The 19,502-nt window shown below is 69.5% G+C and carries 17 protein-coding genes and 1 tRNA gene; 11 read left to right on the forward strand and 7 right to left on the reverse strand.

Annotated features, from left to right (window positions below):
* From RIA68_13775 to RIA68_13790, 4 genes are all read left to right on the forward strand, one after another.
* A complete protein-coding gene (locus tag RIA68_13775; GenBank protein MEQ8318511.1) occupies positions 1–909 on the forward strand; it encodes an NYN domain-containing protein in 909 nt (302 codons plus the stop codon).
* 2 nt (positions 910–911) lie between these two features.
* Positions 912–1,286 (forward strand): hypothetical protein, encoded by a 375-nt coding sequence (locus RIA68_13780; GenBank protein MEQ8318512.1) that lies wholly within the window; start codon positions 912–914, stop codon positions 1,284–1,286.
* Positions 1,287–1,406: 120 nt separating this feature from the next.
* The gene (locus RIA68_13785) at positions 1,407–1,787 is read left to right on the forward strand and encodes a twin-arginine translocase TatA/TatE family subunit (protein MEQ8318513.1); all 381 of its coding nucleotides are present in this window, start codon (positions 1,407–1,409) and stop codon (positions 1,785–1,787) included.
* Between the two features lie 81 nt (positions 1,788–1,868).
* Positions 1,869–1,943: transfer RNA gene (locus tag RIA68_13790), tRNA-Met, on the forward strand.
* Between the two features lie 10 nt (positions 1,944–1,953).
* Here RIA68_13790 and serA read toward each other — a convergent pair.
* From serA to gcvH, 4 genes are read right to left on the reverse strand one after another with little or no spacing between them, the layout of a single operon-like run.
* Positions 1,954–3,228, reverse strand: coding sequence for a phosphoglycerate dehydrogenase (serA, locus tag RIA68_13795; GenBank protein ID MEQ8318514.1), 1,275 nt, complete (start codon positions 3,226–3,228; stop codon positions 1,954–1,956).
* A gap of 18 nt (positions 3,229–3,246) precedes the next feature.
* Positions 3,247–6,015 (reverse strand): FtsX-like permease family protein, encoded by a 2,769-nt coding sequence (locus tag RIA68_13800; protein ID MEQ8318515.1) that lies wholly within the window; start codon positions 6,013–6,015, stop codon positions 3,247–3,249.
* Positions 5,963–6,700, reverse strand: a complete 738-nt coding sequence (locus RIA68_13805) for an ABC transporter ATP-binding protein (protein ID MEQ8318516.1) — start codon at positions 6,698–6,700, stop codon at positions 5,963–5,965. Before RIA68_13805 ends, RIA68_13800 begins: the two co-directional genes overlap by 53 nt.
* A gap of 31 nt (positions 6,701–6,731) precedes the next feature.
* Positions 6,732–7,112 carry a glycine cleavage system protein GcvH gene (gcvH, locus tag RIA68_13810; GenBank protein ID MEQ8318517.1) on the reverse strand — a complete coding sequence of 127 codons (381 nt, stop codon included), beginning with the start codon at positions 7,110–7,112 and terminating at the stop codon, positions 6,732–6,734.
* A gap of 161 nt (positions 7,113–7,273) precedes the next feature.
* Between gcvH and RIA68_13815 the strand changes: the two genes are divergently transcribed.
* The 3 genes from RIA68_13815 to RIA68_13825 are packed head-to-tail and all read left to right on the forward strand — an operon-like array spanning position 7,274 to position 9,982.
* Positions 7,274–8,398 (forward strand): TIM barrel protein, encoded by a 1,125-nt coding sequence (locus tag RIA68_13815; protein MEQ8318518.1) that lies wholly within the window; start codon positions 7,274–7,276, stop codon positions 8,396–8,398.
* The gene (cmk, locus tag RIA68_13820) at positions 8,395–9,252 is read left to right on the forward strand and encodes a (d)CMP kinase (protein MEQ8318519.1); all 858 of its coding nucleotides are present in this window, start codon (positions 8,395–8,397) and stop codon (positions 9,250–9,252) included. Before RIA68_13815 ends, cmk begins: the two co-directional genes overlap by 4 nt.
* A gap of 13 nt (positions 9,253–9,265) precedes the next feature.
* Positions 9,266–9,982: a lysophospholipid acyltransferase family protein gene (locus RIA68_13825; GenBank protein ID MEQ8318520.1), complete on the forward strand. Its 717-nt coding sequence runs from the start codon at positions 9,266–9,268 to the stop codon at positions 9,980–9,982.
* Between the two features lie 9 nt (positions 9,983–9,991).
* Here the strand turns inward: RIA68_13825 and RIA68_13830 are convergent, their stop codons facing one another.
* Positions 9,992–11,317 carry an ABC transporter permease gene (locus tag RIA68_13830; protein ID MEQ8318521.1) on the reverse strand — a complete coding sequence of 442 codons (1,326 nt, stop codon included), beginning with the start codon at positions 11,315–11,317 and terminating at the stop codon, positions 9,992–9,994.
* Between the two features lie 138 nt (positions 11,318–11,455).
* Here RIA68_13830 and RIA68_13835 point away from each other — a divergent pair, with 138 nt between their 5' ends.
* On the forward strand, positions 11,456–11,788 hold the full coding sequence (locus RIA68_13835; protein ID MEQ8318522.1) for a hypothetical protein: 333 nt from the start codon (positions 11,456–11,458) through the stop codon (positions 11,786–11,788).
* A gap of 20 nt (positions 11,789–11,808) precedes the next feature.
* Here RIA68_13835 and uvrA read toward each other — a convergent pair whose 3' ends face one another.
* Complete coding sequence (uvrA, locus tag RIA68_13840) at positions 11,809–14,922, reverse strand: excinuclease ABC subunit UvrA (protein ID MEQ8318523.1); 3,114 nt, start codon at positions 14,920–14,922, stop codon at positions 11,809–11,811.
* A gap of 140 nt (positions 14,923–15,062) precedes the next feature.
* Here uvrA and RIA68_13845 point away from each other — a divergent pair, with 140 nt between their 5' ends.
* From RIA68_13845 to RIA68_13855, 3 genes are all read left to right on the forward strand, one after another.
* Positions 15,063–15,998 (forward strand): phosphodiester glycosidase family protein, encoded by a 936-nt coding sequence (locus RIA68_13845; protein MEQ8318524.1) that lies wholly within the window; start codon positions 15,063–15,065, stop codon positions 15,996–15,998.
* Positions 15,999–16,029: 31 nt separating this feature from the next.
* Positions 16,030–17,541 carry a hypothetical protein gene (locus RIA68_13850; GenBank protein MEQ8318525.1) on the forward strand — a complete coding sequence of 504 codons (1,512 nt, stop codon included), beginning with the start codon at positions 16,030–16,032 and terminating at the stop codon, positions 17,539–17,541.
* A gap of 131 nt (positions 17,542–17,672) precedes the next feature.
* Positions 17,673–18,803, forward strand: a complete 1,131-nt coding sequence (locus RIA68_13855; protein MEQ8318526.1) for a zinc metalloprotease — start codon at positions 17,673–17,675, stop codon at positions 18,801–18,803.
* Between the two features lie 13 nt (positions 18,804–18,816).
* Here the strand turns inward: RIA68_13855 and RIA68_13860 are convergent, their stop codons facing one another.
* On the reverse strand, positions 18,817–19,455 hold the full coding sequence (locus tag RIA68_13860; GenBank protein MEQ8318527.1) for a hypothetical protein: 639 nt from the start codon (positions 19,453–19,455) through the stop codon (positions 18,817–18,819).
* Positions 19,456–19,502 lie beyond the last annotated feature (47 nt).

Here is a 19,502-nt window from a genome sequence, read left to right on the forward strand (position 1 = left end):
ATGCTGCTCGTCGATACGTCAAACGTCCTCTACGTGACCGGCGTGCTGCCGCAGCACATGATGGGTGACGGGGCCGGGCTCGACCTGCCGGGCCTCGCGCGGCTGATCTCGACGAGCCGGTACGGCCGGCGGCGGGCCGTGCTGGTGAGCGACGGGGTGGGACCGAGCCGCGCGAACGACGCCGCACTCGCTTCCGAGACGGGCGCGCCCGAAGCGACGAACACCGCACCCTCGGGCAAGGAAGTCGCGGGGCTCGACGTCGTCTACGCCGGGGCGAACCAGGAGGCCGACGACGTCATCGAGCTGCTGCTCGCGCGCGACACGGCCCCGAGGCGACTGCTGGTCGTCTCGACGGATCGCCGGCTCATCAGGGCCGCCCGGCGACGACGCGCACAGAGCATCACGAGCGAGGCATTCCTTCGGCACCTGGCCAGCGACGCAAGCAAGCCCAGGGCCAAGCCGCTGCCCGGGTACGCCACGCAGGTGCCGCTGAACGAATACGCGGTCGGCTACTGGATGTCGCTCTTCGGCTACGGCTCGATGGCCGAAGAGGCCCCGCCGGGCGAGCGGCCCGTCTCGGACGTCTCCCGCGCCGCCCAGCGCGGCCTCGACGAGGAACGCCAGCGTGAGCAGGCCCGGAAGCGTGCCAGCAGCCCGCACGCCCACGAGCGGCTGAAGATCCCCAAGGATCTGCTGGGTGCCAACGGCAAGCCGAGCGCATCGAAGGACAGACCGCCACCTCCACCGAAGCCTCGCGTAGAGCCGCCCCCGCCGCCGCCGCCGGCCGACGACGAGTTGCCCGCCGACGTGAAGGACCTCCTCAAAGATTCCGGCCTGTCCATCGACCCGGCCGATCTGGACATGGACCGATGGCTCCCACAGCAAGACACGCCGCCTCCCTCCTCCTAGCCGTGCTCGCGCTCGCGGCCGGCTGCCAATCGTCCGAGCGGTACCAAGGCGAGAGCCGCACCGTCGCGACGTGGCAGGGCCGCACCCTATCGGCCGAGGTGCCCGACGCGGTCGGCGTGCCCGGGGCCCACTACGCCGCCGTCGAGGCCCTGCAGGCCCGCGGCTACGCCGTGGTGGCCGACGAGACGACCGCCGACCGCGGATACCTGGCCGCCCGCGGGCCCGATGACACGGTCATGGGCGGGTACCGACGCGTCGTCGTTCGCACCACCCTGACGCCGGCGGCGGTGGGGGTCAAGATCACCCTCGAGCCCGCCGGCGACGAGGTCGCGGCCCGGGCCATCTTCGATGACGTGCTCCGGCGTCTGGGGCTCTGAGCGCGGCTTCGATGCAAGTTCCTTGTTTGCATCGCGTTATGCAGTCGTACGCAGGGTCGTCAGGGGCGCTGCCGGTTGACTTGCAGCCCCCGAACGGCTTGGATTGCCAAGAGGACCGCTATGCCCAGTGACGCCATCTTGAACCTCCCCCTCGCCCTGATCGGTCCGCTGGGCTGGCCCGAGATCGGGGCCATCTTGGTCATCGCGGTGCTGCTCTTCGGCCGCCGGCTGCCCGACGTGGGCCGCAACGTGGGCAAGGCGATCATCGAGTTCAAGCGGGGCGTCAAGGGCATCACCGACGACATCGAGGAAGAGTCTCGCAAGCCCGACTCGCGCGACCAGGGCCGCCCAGCCCCAGAGCTCGAGGCCCCCAAGGGCACGGCCTACCGCGACGATGCCTTCCACGAGCCGCCCGCGGGCGACGTCGGACGGCCCGACCCCGTGCCCCAGCAGCAGACGCCGCCGCACACGCCCGGCGACGGCCAGCCACGCACGAGCTGAGGCCATCATCGCTCGGCACGGTCGAGCGAGCCCCGCTATCATCCCGACCCGCCGCGTCCGTAGAGGGCGTGGCCGCACTTCGGCGAGGTAGCTCAGCTGGTCTAGAGCGCTGGATTCATAACCCGGAGGTCGAGGGTTCGAGTCCCTCCCTCGCCACTTTCCCACCTCACCACAGCACGCGCACCCGGATCGTCTCGGGGATGGCCTCGAGCTCGGCGACCACCGGCCGCGAGTCGCCCGGGTCGACGTCGACGACCACGTAGCCCAGGTCTTGGTTCGTGCCGAGCACCTCGCCGCTGACGTTCGCGCCGTGGGCGCTGAGCGCCTGGTGCAGCTTGCCGAGCACGCCCGGCACGTTCTTGTGGAAGTGCAGGATGCGGTGTGGCCGGGCACGGTCATTCACCGCTTGTGCGGGCAGTTCGACGTTCGGCACGTTGACGGCACCCGTTGTCGAGCCGACGTTGATGAACCTCGTGAGCTTCGTGGCGACGTCCTGGGCGATGGCCTCCTGGGCCTCGCCCGTCGAGCCGCCGACGTGCGGCGTCAGGATCACGTTGTCGAGCCCTTGCAGCGGGCTCGCGAACGGCTCGTCGTTGCTCGACGGCTCCTGGGGGAACACGTCGACCGCGGCTCCGGCGAGATGCCCGCCGTGCAACGCCTCGCTCAGCGCGTCGATGTCGACGACGCTGCCGCGCGAGTTGTTGAGCAGCATCGCGCCACCGTGCATCAGGCCGAGCTCTCGTCCGCCGATCAGGTTGGCGGTCCCGTCGGTCGCCGGCACGTGCAGGGTCACGACGTCGCTCTCGCGGAGCAGGTCGTCGAGCGAGGCCGCCGGTCGCGCGTTGCCCAAGGCCAGCGTGGGCCGCACGTCGTGGAAGATCACGCGCATGCCCATCGCCTCGGCCAGCACGCTCACCTGCGAGCCGATGCGGCCGTAGCCCACGATGCCCAGCGTGCGGCCGCGGACCTCGTGGCTGCCCGCGCTGGTCTTGCGCCATCGGCCGGCGTGCATCTGCGTCGAGCGATCCAGCAAGCGCCGGTGCAACGCGATCACCTCCGCGATCACCAGTTCTGCCACGCTGCGGGTATTGCTAAAGGGGCTGTTGAAGACCGGAACGCCCCTCGCCGCCGCGGCCCCCAGGTCGACCTGGTTCGTCCCGATGCAGAAGCAGCCGATAGCCAGCAGCGAGCCCGCCTGATCAAGCGCCCCGGCGTCGATCTGCGACTTGCTGCGGATGCCGATGGCGTGGGCGCCGCGGATCGCTTCGGCCATGAGCGCCCCGGTGCAGGCATCGCGCAGGCACTCGACGGCGAAGCCCTCGGCCTGCAGTTGCTCGCGGGCGCTGTCGTGCACGCCCTCGAGCAGCACGATGCGGATCTTGTCCTTCGGATAGCTCGTGGGCCGCTCGGTCGTCGCCGTGGTTGCCTTGGTCTCGCTCACCGATGATGGTATCGGCCGTCAGCCACCGCGCGCTCCTAAGAGTTCGAGCGGCCGGCGTCGCGCGAGCGAGAGCACCGCCGGCGCCGCGGCCAGTAGCGTCAGCACCATCGTGACCGCCCAGCTGAACGCGAGCGGCCCGACGGGCGGCCGCAGCGACAGCGTGAGCCCCACCAGCAACGCATAGAGCCGCTGCCCCGCCCATGCGGCCTGGAAGCCCAAGAGCGTGCCCAGCACGATGGCCGCGAGGGCAATGAGGATCGCTTCGGAAAGGATGAGGCGCGCCACGATGCCGCGTGATGCCCCGATCGCGCGCAGCACGCCCAGCTCGTAGCGCCTGGCATGGATGCCCGCGACGACGAGGTTCGCGACTCCAAAGCACGCGACCAGCATCGCCATGACGGCGACGGCCGAGAACACCGCCAGCGTCGTGCCCGCGACGGTCTCGATCTCTCGTTTGATCTGCCGCCCGCTGCCCGCGTCGAGCACGCCGCTGCCGAACAAGACGTCGCGGATCTCGGCGACGGCGACCTCGTCGTTCGTCTCTTCGTCGAGATCGATCTGAATGAGGTGGATGGCATTCACGCCGAACCGCTCGACCAGGTCGCGCCGCGTGCCGAACACGGCGTGCACGGCCTGCCTTGCCAGATCCTCGCCCGCGTTGAAGTACTGGCCCACGACCTCCAGCCCCGGGCTGGCGATGACGCCCACGACCTCGAAGTCGTGCGTCTGGCCCTGCACGGTGCAGGTGAACGTATCGCCCACGCCCAGACCCTGGGCGACGTTGAACTCGCGCGCCACGATGACGGCCCCGCCCTCGGCCAGCCGGCGCTTGGCCTCATCGGCATCGCCCTCGACCCACACCAGTCGGGTCATCACGAAGAACGGCTCGGGCTCGAAGGCGACGAACGTCGTCTGATACGTCTGTAACGCGCGGATGCCGAAGGCGTCGGTCTCGACCGGAAAGAGCGTGACTGCGCAGGTGCGCTCGACGAAGGGAAGGTCTTCGAGCGCGTCGCGGCTCTCTTCGGTCAGCCGCATGCCGCTCACGAACGCATCGGGGAAGTCGATCTGCCCCAGCCAGTCGCGCAGCATCGCCCCGCCCGTGATCCAGTTGGAGATCATGAGCGCCAGGCCGGTCATGAGCGCGCCGGAAGTGAAGCCCAGCCGATACGGCATCGACCGCACGCTCCGCTGCACGACCTTGCCCGGGAGGCCCATCAGCTTCGATAGCGGGCCAGCGAACAGCGCTGCCACGAGCAGCAACACCGGCGGGCCGAGCAGGAAGTAGCCCACGAACATCGCCGGCAGGCCAAAGGTCGCATAGCTCCAGAACACGACCTGCCCATCGTCTGGCACGCCCACCGCGATGGCCTGGACGGACACGAGCGCGAGCCCGGCGACCGTCAGCACCACCAGCGTGCGCGGTCGCGGCGAGGCCGCCCGGCTGGAGAGTGCACCCATCGGGCTCGTACGGCTCGCGCGCACCGCCGGCCACGTCGCGCCGAGCAGCCCCGCGGCGATCGAGCCGAAGAACGCCAGCGCCAGCATGCCGGGCGGCGTTGCGAGGCCACTGGGCAGCACCTCCCGGAAGTACCACGCGCCCGCGGCCGCCACGCCCACGCCCAGCGGTACGCCGACGCATGCGCCGACCACGCCGATGAGGATGCCCTCGACGAGCTGGGCCTGGGCGATCTGCCCGCGCGACGCGCCGATGCACCGCAGCATGCCGAGCTCACGCTGCCGCTCGACCACGCCCGCGCCCAAGCCGGTGACGATGATGAACGCCGCCGACAGCAGTGCCAGCAAGATTGCAAGCGAGAGCCCGAACTGCCCGCTCTTCATGTTGCGGTCCAGGCCGCTGGTGATGCGCTCGGTGGTCTGGAGCATCGCGCCCTCGGGCGCGTCGGCCTGCCGGGCCTCGACGACGGCCTGCGGGTCGAACTCGGGCCTCACGGTGATGTCGACCTGCGTGAGCTCGTCGGCCCCGCGGCCGGTCGCGGCACGCAGGCCCTCGAGCGTCAGGAACGCCTGCGGCCTTCCGCCCAGCGGCGGCGGCTCGCTCATGCCGACGACGGTGAGCTCGCTCGAGCCGAACAGCCGGCGCACGCTCACGGTGTCGCCCAGCCGCAGGCCCTGCAGGTCGTTGAACGCTTCGGCCTCGGCCTCGTTCGTCGGCGCATCGGTCGGGGCTGGGTCGACCGGATCCTCGCCCGTGCGCACAATCAGCGGGTCGGCTCGGTCGAACACGCCGAGCTTGCGCACCTGCTCCAGGCTGCCCTGCCAGGTCAATCGCCCCGCGAGCGTCGCGTCGACGACGATCTCGTTTGGTCCTTCGGGGGCGCGGCCGGCGATGATGCGGATCGGCCGCAGCCGCGCCTCGGCCTGCGGATCCACGCCGATGCCCATGGCGTTGACGCGAAAGTTGGCCTGTCGACGGAAGTAGCGGCGTTCGGGGTCGTCCTCGCGCGGCGTGTAGACCTCGCGGGTGATCTGGAGCGCCAGGTCTCGCGACAGCCGCGGCGCGGCGGCCTCGACCTCGGGCCACGCGCGGACGGCGTCAAGCGCGCTGGCGGGCATCATCCCGCCGCGGCCGGTCGGCTCCAGTCGGAGCTGGGCAGCGCCGAAGGTCGCGTCCATGCGCGCCCCGACGGCGTTGTTGGCCGACGACAGCGCGCACGCCACGGCGGCGATGAGCGCGGCCGAGAGCGCGACCGCCGCGGTCAGCAGCGCGGTCCTAGCCCGCCTGCGCCACGCGCTGGTGATAGCGAGCCGCCACGCCGGCCGCATCGAGCCCCTCCGTTTCGATGTGTCCGTCCATCTGGCCGTCGCGCAGCACGAAGATGCGCTGGCAGTGCGACGCTGCCGCCGGCTCGTGCGTCACCATGAGCACCGTCGCCTGCTGCTCGCGCGCGACCTCGCCCAGCAGGTTCCACAGCTTCTCGCCGGTCTGGGAGTCGAGCGCCCCGGTTGGCTCGTCGGCCAGGATGACCCGGGGCGAGAACAGCAGCGCCCGCGCGATCGCCACGCGCTGCTGCTCGCCGCCGCTGAGCGCATCGGGCCGGTGGTCCCCGCGGTCACCCACGCCCAGGCGGTCCAGCAGGCTCGCGGCGTGCTCGCGCATCTGGGGCGTGTCCTCGCCCGCGAGCGCGGCGGGCAGGGACACGTTCTCGCGCGCCGTCAGCGTCGGGATGAGGTTGAACTGTTGGAAGATGATGCCGATCGACTTGCGCCGGTACGCGTTGGCCTCGCGCTCGCCGAGCTGATCGACCCGGACGCCGGCGACCTCGATCTCGCCCTCGTCTGGCGAATCCATCGCGGCCAACAGGTGCAGGAGCGTGCTCTTGCCGCTGCCGCTCTGGCCCATGATCGCGAAGAAGCCCGGCCCGTCGATCGACAGGTCGAGCCCGCGCAGGGCGTGCACCGTGCGCCCGCCAAGGCCGTATCGCTTGTGCAGTCCGTGGCAGCGGATCATGCTACTTGTTGGGCCGCCGGCCGGGGGTCTTTCATGCGCCGCCGCTGTCGGCGTACGCGGCAGCATCCATCAGGTCGTCGAGCTGGCCGGCGTCGCTGGCCTTGACCTTCACCAGCCAGCCCTTGCCGTAGCAGTCTTCGTTGATGAGGCCCGGGTTGTCGCCCAGCGCGTCGTTGACCTCGACGACTTCGCCGTCGACGTGGCTGTAGATGTCGCTGGTGGTCTTGACCGACTCGACCTCGCCCACGGCGTCGCCCTTGCCCAGGCTCGTGCCGGCCGGCTTCATCTCGACGAACGTCACGTCGGTGAGCTGATCGACGGCGAACTGGGTGATGCCGATGACCACCGTGTCGCCCTCGAGCTTGTGCCATTCGTGGGAGTCGCTGTAGCGGCGGTCGTCGGGTGCGGCCATGGTGAACAAGTCCTCGGGCAGGGCGTGCGGATCGACGTGGCGGTCGCCCTTGGTCGATGGGCGATCCGCCGGGACGGCAATGCTATGGGCGAAGGCTCCCGAAGCCACCCTCGGGCGTTGCGACGGGGGATGCCCGCCGATCGGGCGACTACAGTGCCCCGATGCTGCTCGCCCTCGCCGCCCGCTCCTTGCGCTCCATGCTCGCCGGCAAGGACGCAAGCCTGCCACTGACCGACCTGCCCCGCTTCGCCCACGAGCAACTGGGCCTGCACGGGCTGATGCTGTCGGCAGACCTCTTGGCCGGCCGCACCCGGGACGATCTCTCCCGCCTGCGCGACGCGGCCGACCGGGCCCGATGCTCGTGCCTCGTCCTGCTCGAGGAAGACCCCCAGAAGCTCGCCGCCGCCGACGCGAGCGCCGCGGCCGAGCGCATCCGCCGGGTCATGGCCGCCGCCAGCCTGCTGGGCTGCAACGCCGCGAGCGTCGCGGTCGACGCACCCGACTCCCCCGAGGCGCTCGAGATCGTGGCCGAGCGGTTCAAGGCCCTCATGGGCGAGGCCGAGCAGCGCGAGCTCAACCTGCTCATCATGCCCGGCTCGAGCAAGCGTCCCGGGCTGACCTCGTCGCCCGATCGCCTGACGGAGCTGCTCAAGAAGATCGGCGGCTTCCGCGTGGGCACCATGCCCGACTTCGCCCACGCCGCCGAGGCAGAAGACCCGCCCGCGTACTTGCGGAAGGTCACGCCCTACGCCTCGGCCGTGCTGGGCTCGACGCTTGGCTTCAAGGTGATCGAGGGCGAGCTCGACGACGAGCGGGCGATCGTGGAGCACCAGGGCTATGACCTGGCCGCCGCGGTCGAGGCCATCGCCGCGGTCGGCTACGACGGCGCCGTGGGCCTCGACTACCACGGCGAGGGCGATCTCCGAATGGGCCTGCGTCGCAGCCGTGAAGGCTTTGCGCTGGCGATGGAGGGCAAGGGCGGCCCGTTCAGCCTGGTTCAGGACGAGGAAGAGTTCGACGACGAGATGGACGCCGCCGCCGCCGCGCTGCTTGACGCCATCCTGAGCGATGACGGCGGCGAAGACGACGAAGGCGAGGACGACGACGAGGGAGATTCGGGCGACGCCGTCGACCGCGACTCGGACGATGGCGACGCGGCGGCCGATGACGCTGCTCCCGCCGAGCCGGCCCCGACGAAGACCAGCAAGAAGACGACGAAGAAGCCCGCCAAGAAGACCACAAAGAAGACCGCCAAGAAGGCCACCGACGACGGAGACGAGGCATGAGCCGCCAGGGGGATACGCTCCGTTCGGCGGCCGTCGCGGTCGAGGTCGCCTCCGGGCCAGAGGGGCGGCCCGGTGAATCAGGCACTCCAGGCGATCGGCGGCCCTCGGCCAAGCGAGCCAGCGTGATCCCCCACGACGTGGACATCATCGTCACCATCGACGGGCCCGCCGGCACCGGCAAGAGCACCGTCGCCCAGGCCCTCGCCGAGCGTCTGGGGCTCGACCTGCTGGACACCGGAGCCATGTATCGCGCCGCGGCGGCCATCGCGATCGATCGCGGCATGATCGACGGCATCGAGGCGGGCGACGCCGAGACCATCGCGAAGTTCGTCGACGTCATCGCCCAGGCCGACCTGCACTTCGACTGGAACACCGATCCACCGGCCATCATGGCTTGGATCACCGAGCATAAGAAGTTCGAGCCGCTCAACGACCGCATCCGCACGCCCGACGTGACCAAGGCCGTCTCGATCGTCGCGGGCATCGCCGAGCTGCGACGCCACATGGTCCGCAAGCAGCGGCTCATCGGCCAGCAGCACCCGCGCCTCGTGACCGAGGGCCGCGATCAGGGCTCGGTCGTTTTTCCTGATGCACTCGTGAAGTTCTTCCTCGACGCCGACCTCGAAGTGCGTGCCCAGCGGCGGGCCGACCAGCTCCGCGAGGCGGGCTACCCCGTCGAGGCCGAGCAACTGATGGAGGACCTCGCGCGGCGGGACGAGCTCGATCGCAGCCGCGACGAAGGCCCGCTGATCTGTCCCGACGACGCGACCACCGTCGACACCACCAGCCTGAGCTTCGACGGCGTCGTCGATCGGCTGGAGCGCGACGTGCTCGACCGCGTGGGCGTCGCCTAGCCGGACCGGGCCCGTGAGCGAGCCGGACGCACATGCCCCGCCGCAGAAGACGCTGGCCTACCGCATCGGCCAGCCGATCACGCGCGCGTACTTCCGCGGCTTCCACGACGTCCGCTGGATGCACCCCGAGCGCGTGCCCGCCGACGGCCCGCTGCTCGTCGTGGCAAACCACCAGAGCTACTACGACCCGCCGCTGATCGGCGGCGGCATCACGAATCGACCGCTGGACTACCTGGCGCGCGCGGGCCTCTTCAAGAACCCGCTGTTCTCCCGGTTCATCAGCGCGTTCAACGCGTTCCCCATCAAGGAAGATACGGGCGACCGGGCCGCCCTCAATACCGTGATCGATCGCCTGCAAGCCGGCGGCGCGGTGCTGCTCTTCCCCGAGGGTCGCCGCACGCGCCAGGGCCACGTCATGCCCCTGAAACGCGGCATGGCGCTCATCTTGCGAAAGGCCCGCTGCCCGCTGCTGCCGGTCGCCATCGACGGCGTCTTCGACGTCTTCCCGCCGGGGCAAAAGCGGCCGAGCTTGTTCAAGGGCCCCATCGGCGTCCACTACGGCGAGCCCATCATGCCCGACGAGCTGCCGCGGCACGCCGAGCCGCTGCTAACGATGCTGCACGACCGCATCGACGCGCAGCGCCTGGAACTTCGTCTCGAGCTGCTCAAGCAGAGCAACGGCAGGTTTCCGGCGCCGCTTGGACCGAAGACGCCGGGCGCCATGGAGTGACCTTCGTCGCTAATCGTGGCGCAGTGCGACGATCGGGTCTTGCTTGGCCGCCTTGCGCGCCGGGTAGAGGCCGAAGATCAGGCCCGTCAGTACCGCCACGGTCATCGCCACGATCACCGACCACCACGCGAGTTGCGTCGGCAGGCTCGCGTCGGAGGGAATGAACCGGCCGACGAGCGGCACGTTGGGCAGCAGCGGCACCGCCCAGCCCAGCAGCAGGCTAAGCCCGACGCCGATCGCGACGCCGATGAGCCCGCCGATGAGGCTCAGCACGCTGGTCTCGACGAGGAACTGCCAGACGATGTGCTTGCGCGTCGCGCCCAATGCCCGGCGGATGCCGATCTCTCGCGTTCGCTCGGTTACCGTCGCAAGCATGATGTTCATGATGCCGATGCCGCCCACCAGAAGGCTGATGCCCGCGATGGCCATGAGCATGAGCGTGCCGCGGAGGGCCGCCCGCTCGGCGTTCTCCAGCAGCTCGAAGGGCACGACCATGGTCACGTCGGTCATGCCGTCGCGCCGCGTCTCGAGCACCCGCTCCAGGCGCTGGGCCAGGCCTACGACCTGCTCGCGCTCGGGCACGGTCAGGTACAGCTCGCTCACGTGCACCTCAGACGCGTTGAACGAGCCGCTGGTGCGGCGGAAGACGGTGTCGCCGAAGACGTACCGCGCCGTCTCGATGGGCACGTGCACGTCCTGGTTCAGGTCTCGGCCGACCAGGGCCGAACCAGCGCCGCCGGCCAGGCCGACGGGCGAGAGCACGCCCACGATCCGAAGCGCCTTGTCGTCGATGCGGATCGTGCTGCCCAGCGGGTCTTCGAGCGGGAAGAGCTGCCGCGATACCTCGTTGCCGATGACGCACACCATCGCCCGCTCGGCGTTGTCGCTCTCGGTCAGGTACCGGCCGCGCGCTACGCGCAGGTTGGCGACCTCCGCCAGCAGCGGGTCGACGCCGTACGCCTGGCTGGTCTGCTTCTGCGGTCCGCGGATGATCTCCGAACCGACTTCCTTGAGCGCCACGATGCGCGCATCGTCCGAGAAGTTGTCATAGATGATCCGCAGGTCGTTCCACGTGATGCCGTAATTGACGACGAACGACCGCTCCTGGCCCTGCTGCTGGGTCTCGGGCGGCCGCTGGCTGCGGATGATGATGTTGCGGGCGCCCAATTGCTCGATCTGGCGCAACGCCTCCTGCTTGCTGCCCTCGCCGATGGACACCATACAGATCACGGCCGCGACGCCCAGGATGATGCCCAGGGCCGTCAGGAAGCTGCGCAGCTTGTGCAAGCGGAGGTTGGCGATGCCCAGTCGGATGGTTTCGAGCAGGAATGTCACGCGGAATCACCCGATAGAGGCCAAGTGGAGCCGACGGCCGCCGGCGGACGAATAGGCAGCGGCCAGGAACCAGGATGGTAGTGGCCCCCGCGTCCGTCGCGGGCCGAGGAATCAGATTCACAAGGGATACCGATCGACGTGCCGCAGGCTGCCAGATCCATCGACATCGGAATCGAGACCGCGACCGAGCGCGGGTGGCTGTACGAGGTCACGCTCACCGGCCGGGGCGGCTCCACGACGCACGCCGTCAGCCTGAGCTGGCACGACCACGACTACTGGTGCGGCGGCGCCCTCGCCCCCAGCCGCCTGCTCGAGCGACTCCTGGGCCTGCTGACCCGCCAACTCGGCACGGGCGATACGCCCGCCTCGCTCCCCGCCCGATTCGACTGCGCCACGGCGCGTCGCTGGCTGCCGGAGATCGACGACCTGCTCCGCGAGGGGCCGATGGGCGGCGGCGCAGCGCCTGCCTGAACGGGCTCACGGAGGCGGGCTTACTTGAGCATGTCCTTCAGATACCGCCCCGTGTGGCTCGCCTTCACCTTCGCCACCGCCTCGGGCGGGCCCTCGGCCACGATCGTGCCGCCGCCGTCGCCGCCCTCGGGGCCCAGGTCGACGATCCAGTCGGCCCGCTTGATGACGTCGAGGTTGTGCTCGATGACCACCAGCGTGTTGCCCGCGTCGGCCAGGCGATCGAACACGCTCACCAGGCGGCTGATGTCCTCGAAGTGCAGGCCCGTCGTCGGCTCGTCGAGCACGTACAGGGTGTGCTCGGTGCTGGGCGTGCCGTCGATGCGGGTGCCCTTACCGAGCTCGGTCGCCAGCTTCACGCGCTGGGCCTCGCCGCCCGAGAGCGTGGTGCTGGGCTGGCCCAGCGTGAGGTAGCCGAGCCCGACGTCACGCAGGCACTCGACGAATCGCAGGATCTTGCCGTGCGCGTCGAAGAACGCGCACGCGTCCTCGATGGTCATGGCCAGCACGTCGGCGATGTTCTTGCCCTTGTAGAGCACCTCGAGCGTCTCGCGGTTGTACCGCTTGCCCTTGCACACCTCGCATTGGACGAACACGTCGGGCAGGAAGTGCATCTCGATCTTCTTGACGCCCTGGCCCTGGCACGCCTCGCAGCGTCCGCCCGCGCCCGCCTTGCCCACGCGGTCGGCCGGCACGTTGAAGCTGAATCGGCCGGGCATGTAGCCGCGCATCTTGGCCTCGCGCGTGCTGGCGAACACCTTGCGGATGTCGTCGAACACGCCCGTGTACGTGGCCGGGTTCGAGCGCGGCGTGCGGCCGATGGGCGATTGGTCGACCTCGATCACCCGGTCGATGCGCTGCATGCCGTTGACGCGGGCGTGCTGGCCCGGCTTCACGCGCGTGCCGGTGATCTCGCGCTTCAGGCTCTTGAGCAGGATGTCGTTGACCAGCGTGCTCTTGCCGCTGCCCGACACACCCGTCACGCAGATGATGCCCTCGACCGGGAAGGCCGCGTCGATGCCCTTGAGGTTGTTCTCCTTGGCGCCCTTCACCACGACGGCCTTCTTCGGGTCCATCGTGCGGCGTTCCGCGGGAACATCGATCTTTCGCTTACCCGACAGGTACTCGCCCGTCAGCGAGCCCGGCGTGGCGCACACGTCCTTCACCGTGCCCTGCGCGACGACGCGGCCGCCGTGCACGCCCGGCCCGGGGCCGATGTCCAGCACGTGGTCGGCCGATCGAATCATGTCCTCGTCGTGCTCGACAACGAGCACGGTGTTGCCGATGTCCGTCAGGTGGCGCAGCGTGCGGATGAGCCGGTCGTTGTCGCGCTGGTGCAGGCCGATGGTCGGCTCGTCGAGCACGTAGCACGCGCCGACCAGCCCGCTGCCCACCTGCGTGGCCAGCCTGATGCGCTGGGCCTCACCGCCCGAAAGCGTCGCGGTTCGGCGGTCGAGCGAGAGGTAATCGAGCCCCACGCTCTGCAGGAACCGCAGCCGGTTGCCCACCTCGCGGATGATCGGCTCGGCGATCGCGAGCCCCTCCTCGCTCAGCTCGAGCCCCTCGACGAACGCCATCGCGTCGTCGATCGTCAGGCGGCTCAGCTCGCTGATGTTGAGCATCGTGCCGTCGCTCTTGGGGCGGCCGATGACCGTTGGCGAGCCCGCGCGGCCCTTGTCGGCCTTGTGCTTGCTCTTGATGCACACGTGCAAGGCCTCGATGCGCAGCCGATCGCCGCAGCACGTCGGGCACGTCCGCTCGCTCTGGAAGCCGTGCAGGTGGTCCTTCACCCAGCTCGACTCGGTCTTGGTGAACCAGTCCTGGAGCATCGTGAGCACGCCGGCCCAGTGTGCGCTGTAGGCCTCTTCCTGGTCCGGGCTCGTTCCGTGCATCAGGATGCCGTACACCTCGTCGCTCAGGTCGTTGAGCGACGAGCCCTGGGCCACGCCGAACCTCCGGCAGAACCAGCGCAGCCGCTTGGGGTAGACCATGCCGCCCGGCCCGCTCTTTTTCCACGGCGCAATGCCGCCGCTGAGGATGCCGCGCTCGCCGTCGGGCGCGACCAGTTCCTCGTCAAACTCGAGGATGTGCCCCAGCCCCAGGCACGTGGCGCATGCGCCGAAGGGCGAGTTGAAGCTGAACACCCGCGGCTCGAGCTCGTCGAGCGCGTACGCCGGGTCGTCGGGGTCGGCCAGCTTTGCGCTGAAGCTGTGGTCGACCCACTGGCCGTTCTCCTCGACGGTGATGACGACCGAGCCCATGCCCACCTGCAACGCCGCCTCGATCGACTCGGCCAGCCGCTGCCGCACGTCCTCGCGGATGACGATGCGGTCGACCACGGCATCAATGTCGTGCTTTGCGTATCGCTCCAGATCGAGCGGGTTGTCGCTGGGTTCTTTGAGGACGTCTCTGAGATCAACGACCGCGCCGTCGACGCGGGCCCGCTGCCAGCCCATGCCCTGCAAGCGCTCCAGCACGTCGCGGTGGAAGCCCTTCTTGCCGCGCAAGACCGGGGCAAGCACCATCAGCCTCGTGTCCTCGCCAAAGCGGAGCACGGCGTCGACGATCTGCGTCGCGCTGGTGGCGCTGATCTGCTTGCCGCTACGCGCCGTGACCGTTCCGTCGCGCTTGGTCTTGGTCGGGCGCCACGAGTAGGGCGTGCCGCACCGGGCAAAGAGCAATCGCAGGTAGTCGTAGATTTCAGTGGTCGTCGCAACGGTCGAGCGCGGGTTGTGGGCGGCGCTCCGCTGCTCGATGGCGATGGTGGGGGGGATGCCCTCGATCTCGTCGATGTCGGGCTTCTTGAGCTGGTCGAGGAACTGCCGGGCGTAGGCCGACAGGCTTTCCATGTACTTTCGCTGCCCCTCGGCGAAGATCGTGTCGAACGCCAGGCTGCTCTTACCGCTGCCGCTCAGCCCGGTGATGACCACGAGCTTGTCACGCGGAATGGTGACGTCGATGGACTTGAGGTTGTGCTCGCGAGCGCCCTTCACGCGGATGGCCGGGCCATCGATCGTGGGCGGGGCGGCCGCGACGGCCCCGCGCCGCTTCCGCCCGCCACGGGGCGGCTTGGGCTCGATCTCACCCTTCTTTTCTGCCTTGGACGACGACGCCATGATCGCTGCTTCCGTGCTCATCTCGTTCTCGTTGCCCGCCCGCCGGTTTTCGGCGAGCCGGACTCCCACGATAGCGCGCCCGAACACCGAGCGAACACCGGAAATCTCCGCCGGGCGGGTCATCCTGCAGCCACGTACATTTCGCCCGACCGGAGGACCGAATGCGACCCATCCGCCCGATCCTGCTCCTGCTCGCCTCGCTCGCGATGGTCGCCTGCTCGGCCCAGCCGAAGCAGCCGGCCTCGGACCCGGTCGCCGAGCCGACGCAGCCCTTCTTCGCCGATCCTCCGAAGTGGCGTGCGATCTTTCAGGGCATCGAGTTCGCCGAACTCGCCAACGACAAGCCCCGTCCGCTCGTCGTCTCGGCCCTCAAGATCGATGCCGCCGCCGAGGGGCTCGAGCTGTTCACCACGCCCGGCAACGGCGGAGCACCGCTCGAGACCAACGGCCAGACCACGCGGGCGTTCCTCGAAGAGCGCGGGCTCGACGTGGCGATCAACACCCACTTCTTCGGCCCGTGCTGCAACATCATCCCGGGCGAGCCCAAGGACCTGACCGGCCTGTCGATCGCCCAGGGCGAGTTGGTCAGCCCGGCATCGACCGAGAGACAGCGAGACATCATCATCTTCGAAGCGGGCGTGCACCAGGACGGCGGCATCGACGCCGTCATGCTTACATCGACCCAGCTCGACCAACTCGAAGGCTTCACGCCGACGCATGCGATCGCGGGCCGAACGATCCTCGATGGCGGTCGAGTGGTGGAAGGCGGCGACGACTTTGCGACGATCCGCCACCCGCGCACGCTCGTCGGCTTGAGCAAGGACTACGGGACGCTCTATCTCGCCACCATCGACGGCCGCCAGCCCGGCTACAGCACCGGCGCGTCGCTGGCCGAGGCAGCCGCCATCATGTTCCACCTCGGCGCCACGATGGCCCTCAACGTCGACGGCGGCGGCTCGACCACCATGATCATCCGCGACGCCGACGGGGCGAGCCAACTCGCCAACAGCCCGAGCGCTGGCTTCGAGCGCGTCGTGGGCTCGAATCTCGGGCTGCGGGCACTGCCGCTGCAACCCGAGGGCGGCGACCCACGGTAACACGTGCGGTCCAATCCAAGGAGGCTTTCGCATGCCGCGACTCGGCCACGTCCTCACGATCGTCCTGCTCGCTGCCGCGGCCTGCCTCGCCCGGCAAGACCAGCCGGCCGACCAGCAGGCTCGCATGCGTTCGATGGTCGACCTGCGCAACCTCGCCATGGCGGTCACGACGTACAGCTTCGACCAGAGCACCATGCCGGGCGACGTCAAGGCGCTCTTCGATCTCGGGGTGCTCGCCGAGAGGCACGGCCAGCCGAGCGAAGATGGCGCCTCGCTCGTCTCCGAGGGCGGCGCGCACGAGTACATCGGGCTCGCCGGCGTCTCGCCCAGCGAGGTGCCCGACTGGGGCGACATCGCGATCGCGCATCGGTCGTTCGATCAGGCCTTTGCGGTCGAGCCCACGCCCGACAACCCGGACGGCGCGCTCGTTCCGGTGGCGTTTCTCGACAGCCACGTCGAGATGGTCTCGCTGGCCGAGGCCCGCTGGCTGGTCGAAGAGTCTCGCAAGACGCTCGCGGCCGTACGCGACGGTGCGCCGCTGCCGATGTACCGCCAGGTCGAGCGTGACGCCGCGCGCCTGGCCCAGGCCATGCAGTCGTACGCCGCCCGGCACGACGGGCTCGCGCCACCCGACTGGGCGTCGACGATGGCGTACCTCGAGCGGCTTGCCGACGAGCAGGACGACGCCGACCTCTTGAAGATCTACCTCTCGCCCCGGGCGCGAGAGACCACGTTCATCCCCGAGTTCGAGAGCGACGAGGAACGCAGCGAGTGGATCAACGCCAACAGCACGTGGACGAGCGACGCCCACGGGGCCAATCTGTGGCGCGTCCCGAATCCGGCGTTCACCGTGCTGCTCTCGGCCACGTCCGATGCCTGGGTGCGCACGCCCGACCGCCGGCTGCGCGAGCACGTACGCCGGCTGGCCTTCGCGATGGTCGACACGCGGGCGGACCTGGTCGATCGCGAAGTCCTCGAAGCCCGCCGGCGGGACTCGCGCGCGCTGTACGACGCCATCCGCGATGGCACGCCGCTGCCGCCCCTCGACGACGCGATGCACGACCTGCGGGCCCTGAGCATCGCCATTGCCAGCTATGCCAAGGCCAACGACGGCTACCTGCCCGGCGAGCTCGGCGAGCTCGTGCCGCACCTGCGAGGCCTCTGGGGCGTCTACGAGCGAGAGCCGTCCCGGGTGTTCCTCGTCCGCGCCGACGAATCACCCGCGCTCGTGGCGTCCGAGCCCGACGCCGAGTGGGTGCGAACGCACGGCTCGTACGTCTACCTGGGAGATCCGACCGTCCGCCTCCGAGACCTTCGGGGTTCGGAGGCCGGCATCCTGATCCACGCCCCGCTCGACCGACCCTTCCTGATCGAGAGTTCGATCGAGAACGATAAACGAGTACCGTTTGCCGGCCCACTCCTTGGCGTGCCGACCGGTCAGGACGGCGCGTCCGCACTTCCTCTGTACCTCTTCCCGGCGGAGTTCCTCGAGCAACAAGCCGCGGCCTCTCGCCAGGCCATCGAGGCCCTATCCGAGCGATAGCGTCGCGCTTACCGGGCCTCGGGCGTCGCGCTTGGGCGAAACACGCCGGGCTCGGCGGCGTATACGTCCCCATTCCGCGCTGCGGCCTGCCCGGCTTCGGTGCTTCTGACACAGGACTGGGGAGGTCCACCATGCCACGCCGTACCGTTCTCGCGGGCATCGCCTGCGCTGCTGCCATTTCAGCCGTTGCTCCGGCTCACGCCCAGGAGTTGCACCCGTTCGCCGATTACTTTCGGCAGGACCACACCCGCTGCCTGACGCCCGACCCGCGTCTGCTGCCGGGCATCGATAACCCGAGCGATTGCTCGCTCTCGCGCACGAACCCCGACGCCGCGTACGACCCGAGCACGGGCGTCTACCGCATCCCCGTGGTCGTGCACGTCATCCAGCGGACCGACGGCACCGGCGCGTTGAGCGACGCCCGCGTCACTTCGCAGATCGATATCCTCAACGAAGACTTCCGCGCCCTCGCCGGCACGCTCGGAGCCCCCGGCACCGACGTCGGCATCGAGTTCTACCTGGCGACCGAAGACCCCGACGGCAACCCGACCACTGGCATCACGCGCACCACCAATAACACGTGGTTCAACGACCGCGGCCGGTACTGGGACACGCTCGCCTGGGACACCAACCGCTACATGAACGTGTACACCAACAACGCCTCGGGCGCGCTCGGCTACGTGCCCAACCTGCCCCAGGGCGGCATCGTCGGCCTTCCCGAGGACCGCGTCGTCGTACTGCACTCGGCCTTCGGTCGTGGCGCTCCGCTGGTGCCCTTCAACCTGGGCCGCACCCTGACGCACGAGGTCGGCCACTACCTGGGCCTCTACCACACGTTCGACGGCAGCTGCGGCTCGACGAGCTCCTGCGACCGGACGGGCGACCTCATCTGCGATACCAACGGCCAGAGCAGCCCGACGTTTGGCTGTCCGAGCTCGCGCAGCAGCTGCGGCCTGCCCTCGCCCTTTGACAACTACATGGACTACTCCGACGACCGCTGCATGAACAAGTTCACGCCCATCCAGGCCCGGCGCATGCGTTGCACGCTCGAGAACTACCGCCCCGACGTGTACGAGGCCGCATCCATGGGCTGCTCGCCCGCCGACCTGGCCGAGCCCTTCGGCGAGCTCGACGTCTTCGACTTCCTCACGTTCCAGAACCTGTTCGGCACCGGCGACCTGGCCGCCGACTTCGACGGCGATGGCGAGCTGACCATCTTCGACTTCCTCGAGTTCCAGTCCCAGTTCGCCGGCGGCTGCTGAGACGCTCGAACACTCAAGGCGTGCTTCGCCCTCTGGCCGGTTCGACCTCCTCGGGTCGGACCGGCCTCGTTGCTTCGATGGCCTGGTCCAGGCGGGCGGCGATGATCGACGCCAGCGGCGCGTCGAGCGTTGCGGTCAGCCCCAGATCGATGCTCGCGGTGCCCAATGGATCGACGATGCCCGGCGTCGAGCGCGTCAGCCGAAGCGTGCCGCCGGTGAGGACGCCACCCAGGGCACTGGCCCCGGGCCTGGCGTTTGGCCGTAGAAGGCCCGATCCCCCATACACCGCGAGCGCGCCGTCGTTGATGATGAGGTGCTGGATGACCGTGTTGCCCGCGGCGCTCGAGAGCGAGGTCTTGCCCGCCACCGGCACGGCGAACATCCGCACCCGCGTGATCTGCCCGCGCACGCCCTCGAAGCCGCGGGCGGGGTCCAGGTCGTCGATCGCCAGGTCCGTCGCGAGGATCTCCGCGTCGGTATCACCCGAACTGCGATACGCCACGATCGTGGGCCGATGCGTGAGGGTCGCCGCCTCGCCCTCGTTGCGGATGCTCTCGATCCGCACGCGATCGGGCCCGACACCGCACGCAGCGAGCAGGCCGCAGGCCAAGATGCAGAGCAGGCAGGTGATGCGGGGTGTGTTCGGTCCCATGGGCTGCGTTCCTTGCGGCCGAACCGCGCATCTGACGGTGGGCGGGA

Source organism: Phycisphaerales bacterium, from assembly GCA_040217175.1.
In the GTDB taxonomy this organism is placed as follows: Bacteria; Planctomycetota; Phycisphaerae; order Phycisphaerales; family UBA1924; genus JAHCJI01.

Excerpts from the sequence above, each read along its gene's own strand:
- uvrA (MEQ8318523.1), bottom strand. The coding sequence starts at position 14,922 with ATGAGCACGGAAGCAGCGATCATGGCGTCGTCGTCCAAGGCAGAAAAG.
- cmk (MEQ8318519.1), top strand. The coding sequence starts at position 8,395 with ATGAGCCGCCAGGGGGATACGCTCCGTTCGGCGGCCGTCGCGGTCGAG.
- RIA68_13855 (MEQ8318526.1), top strand. The coding sequence starts at position 17,673 with ATGCCACGCCGTACCGTTCTCGCGGGCATCGCCTGCGCTGCTGCCATT.
- RIA68_13845 (MEQ8318524.1), top strand. The coding sequence starts at position 15,063 with ATGCGACCCATCCGCCCGATCCTGCTCCTGCTCGCCTCGCTCGCGATG.
- RIA68_13815 (MEQ8318518.1), top strand. The coding sequence starts at position 7,274 with ATGCTGCTCGCCCTCGCCGCCCGCTCCTTGCGCTCCATGCTCGCCGGC.
- RIA68_13775 (MEQ8318511.1), top strand. The coding sequence starts at position 1 with ATGCTGCTCGTCGATACGTCAAACGTCCTCTACGTGACCGGCGTGCTG.
- gcvH (MEQ8318517.1), bottom strand. The coding sequence starts at position 7,112 with ATGGCCGCACCCGACGACCGCCGCTACAGCGACTCCCACGAATGGCAC.
- RIA68_13785 (MEQ8318513.1), top strand. The coding sequence starts at position 1,407 with ATGCCCAGTGACGCCATCTTGAACCTCCCCCTCGCCCTGATCGGTCCG.
- RIA68_13800 (MEQ8318515.1), bottom strand. The coding sequence starts at position 6,015 with ATGCGGCCGGCGTGGCGGCTCGCTATCACCAGCGCGTGGCGCAGGCGG.
- RIA68_13850 (MEQ8318525.1), top strand. The coding sequence starts at position 16,030 with ATGCCGCGACTCGGCCACGTCCTCACGATCGTCCTGCTCGCTGCCGCG.
- RIA68_13805 (MEQ8318516.1), bottom strand. The coding sequence starts at position 6,700 with ATGATCCGCTGCCACGGACTGCACAAGCGATACGGCCTTGGCGGGCGC.
- RIA68_13860 (MEQ8318527.1), bottom strand. The coding sequence starts at position 19,455 with ATGGGACCGAACACACCCCGCATCACCTGCCTGCTCTGCATCTTGGCC.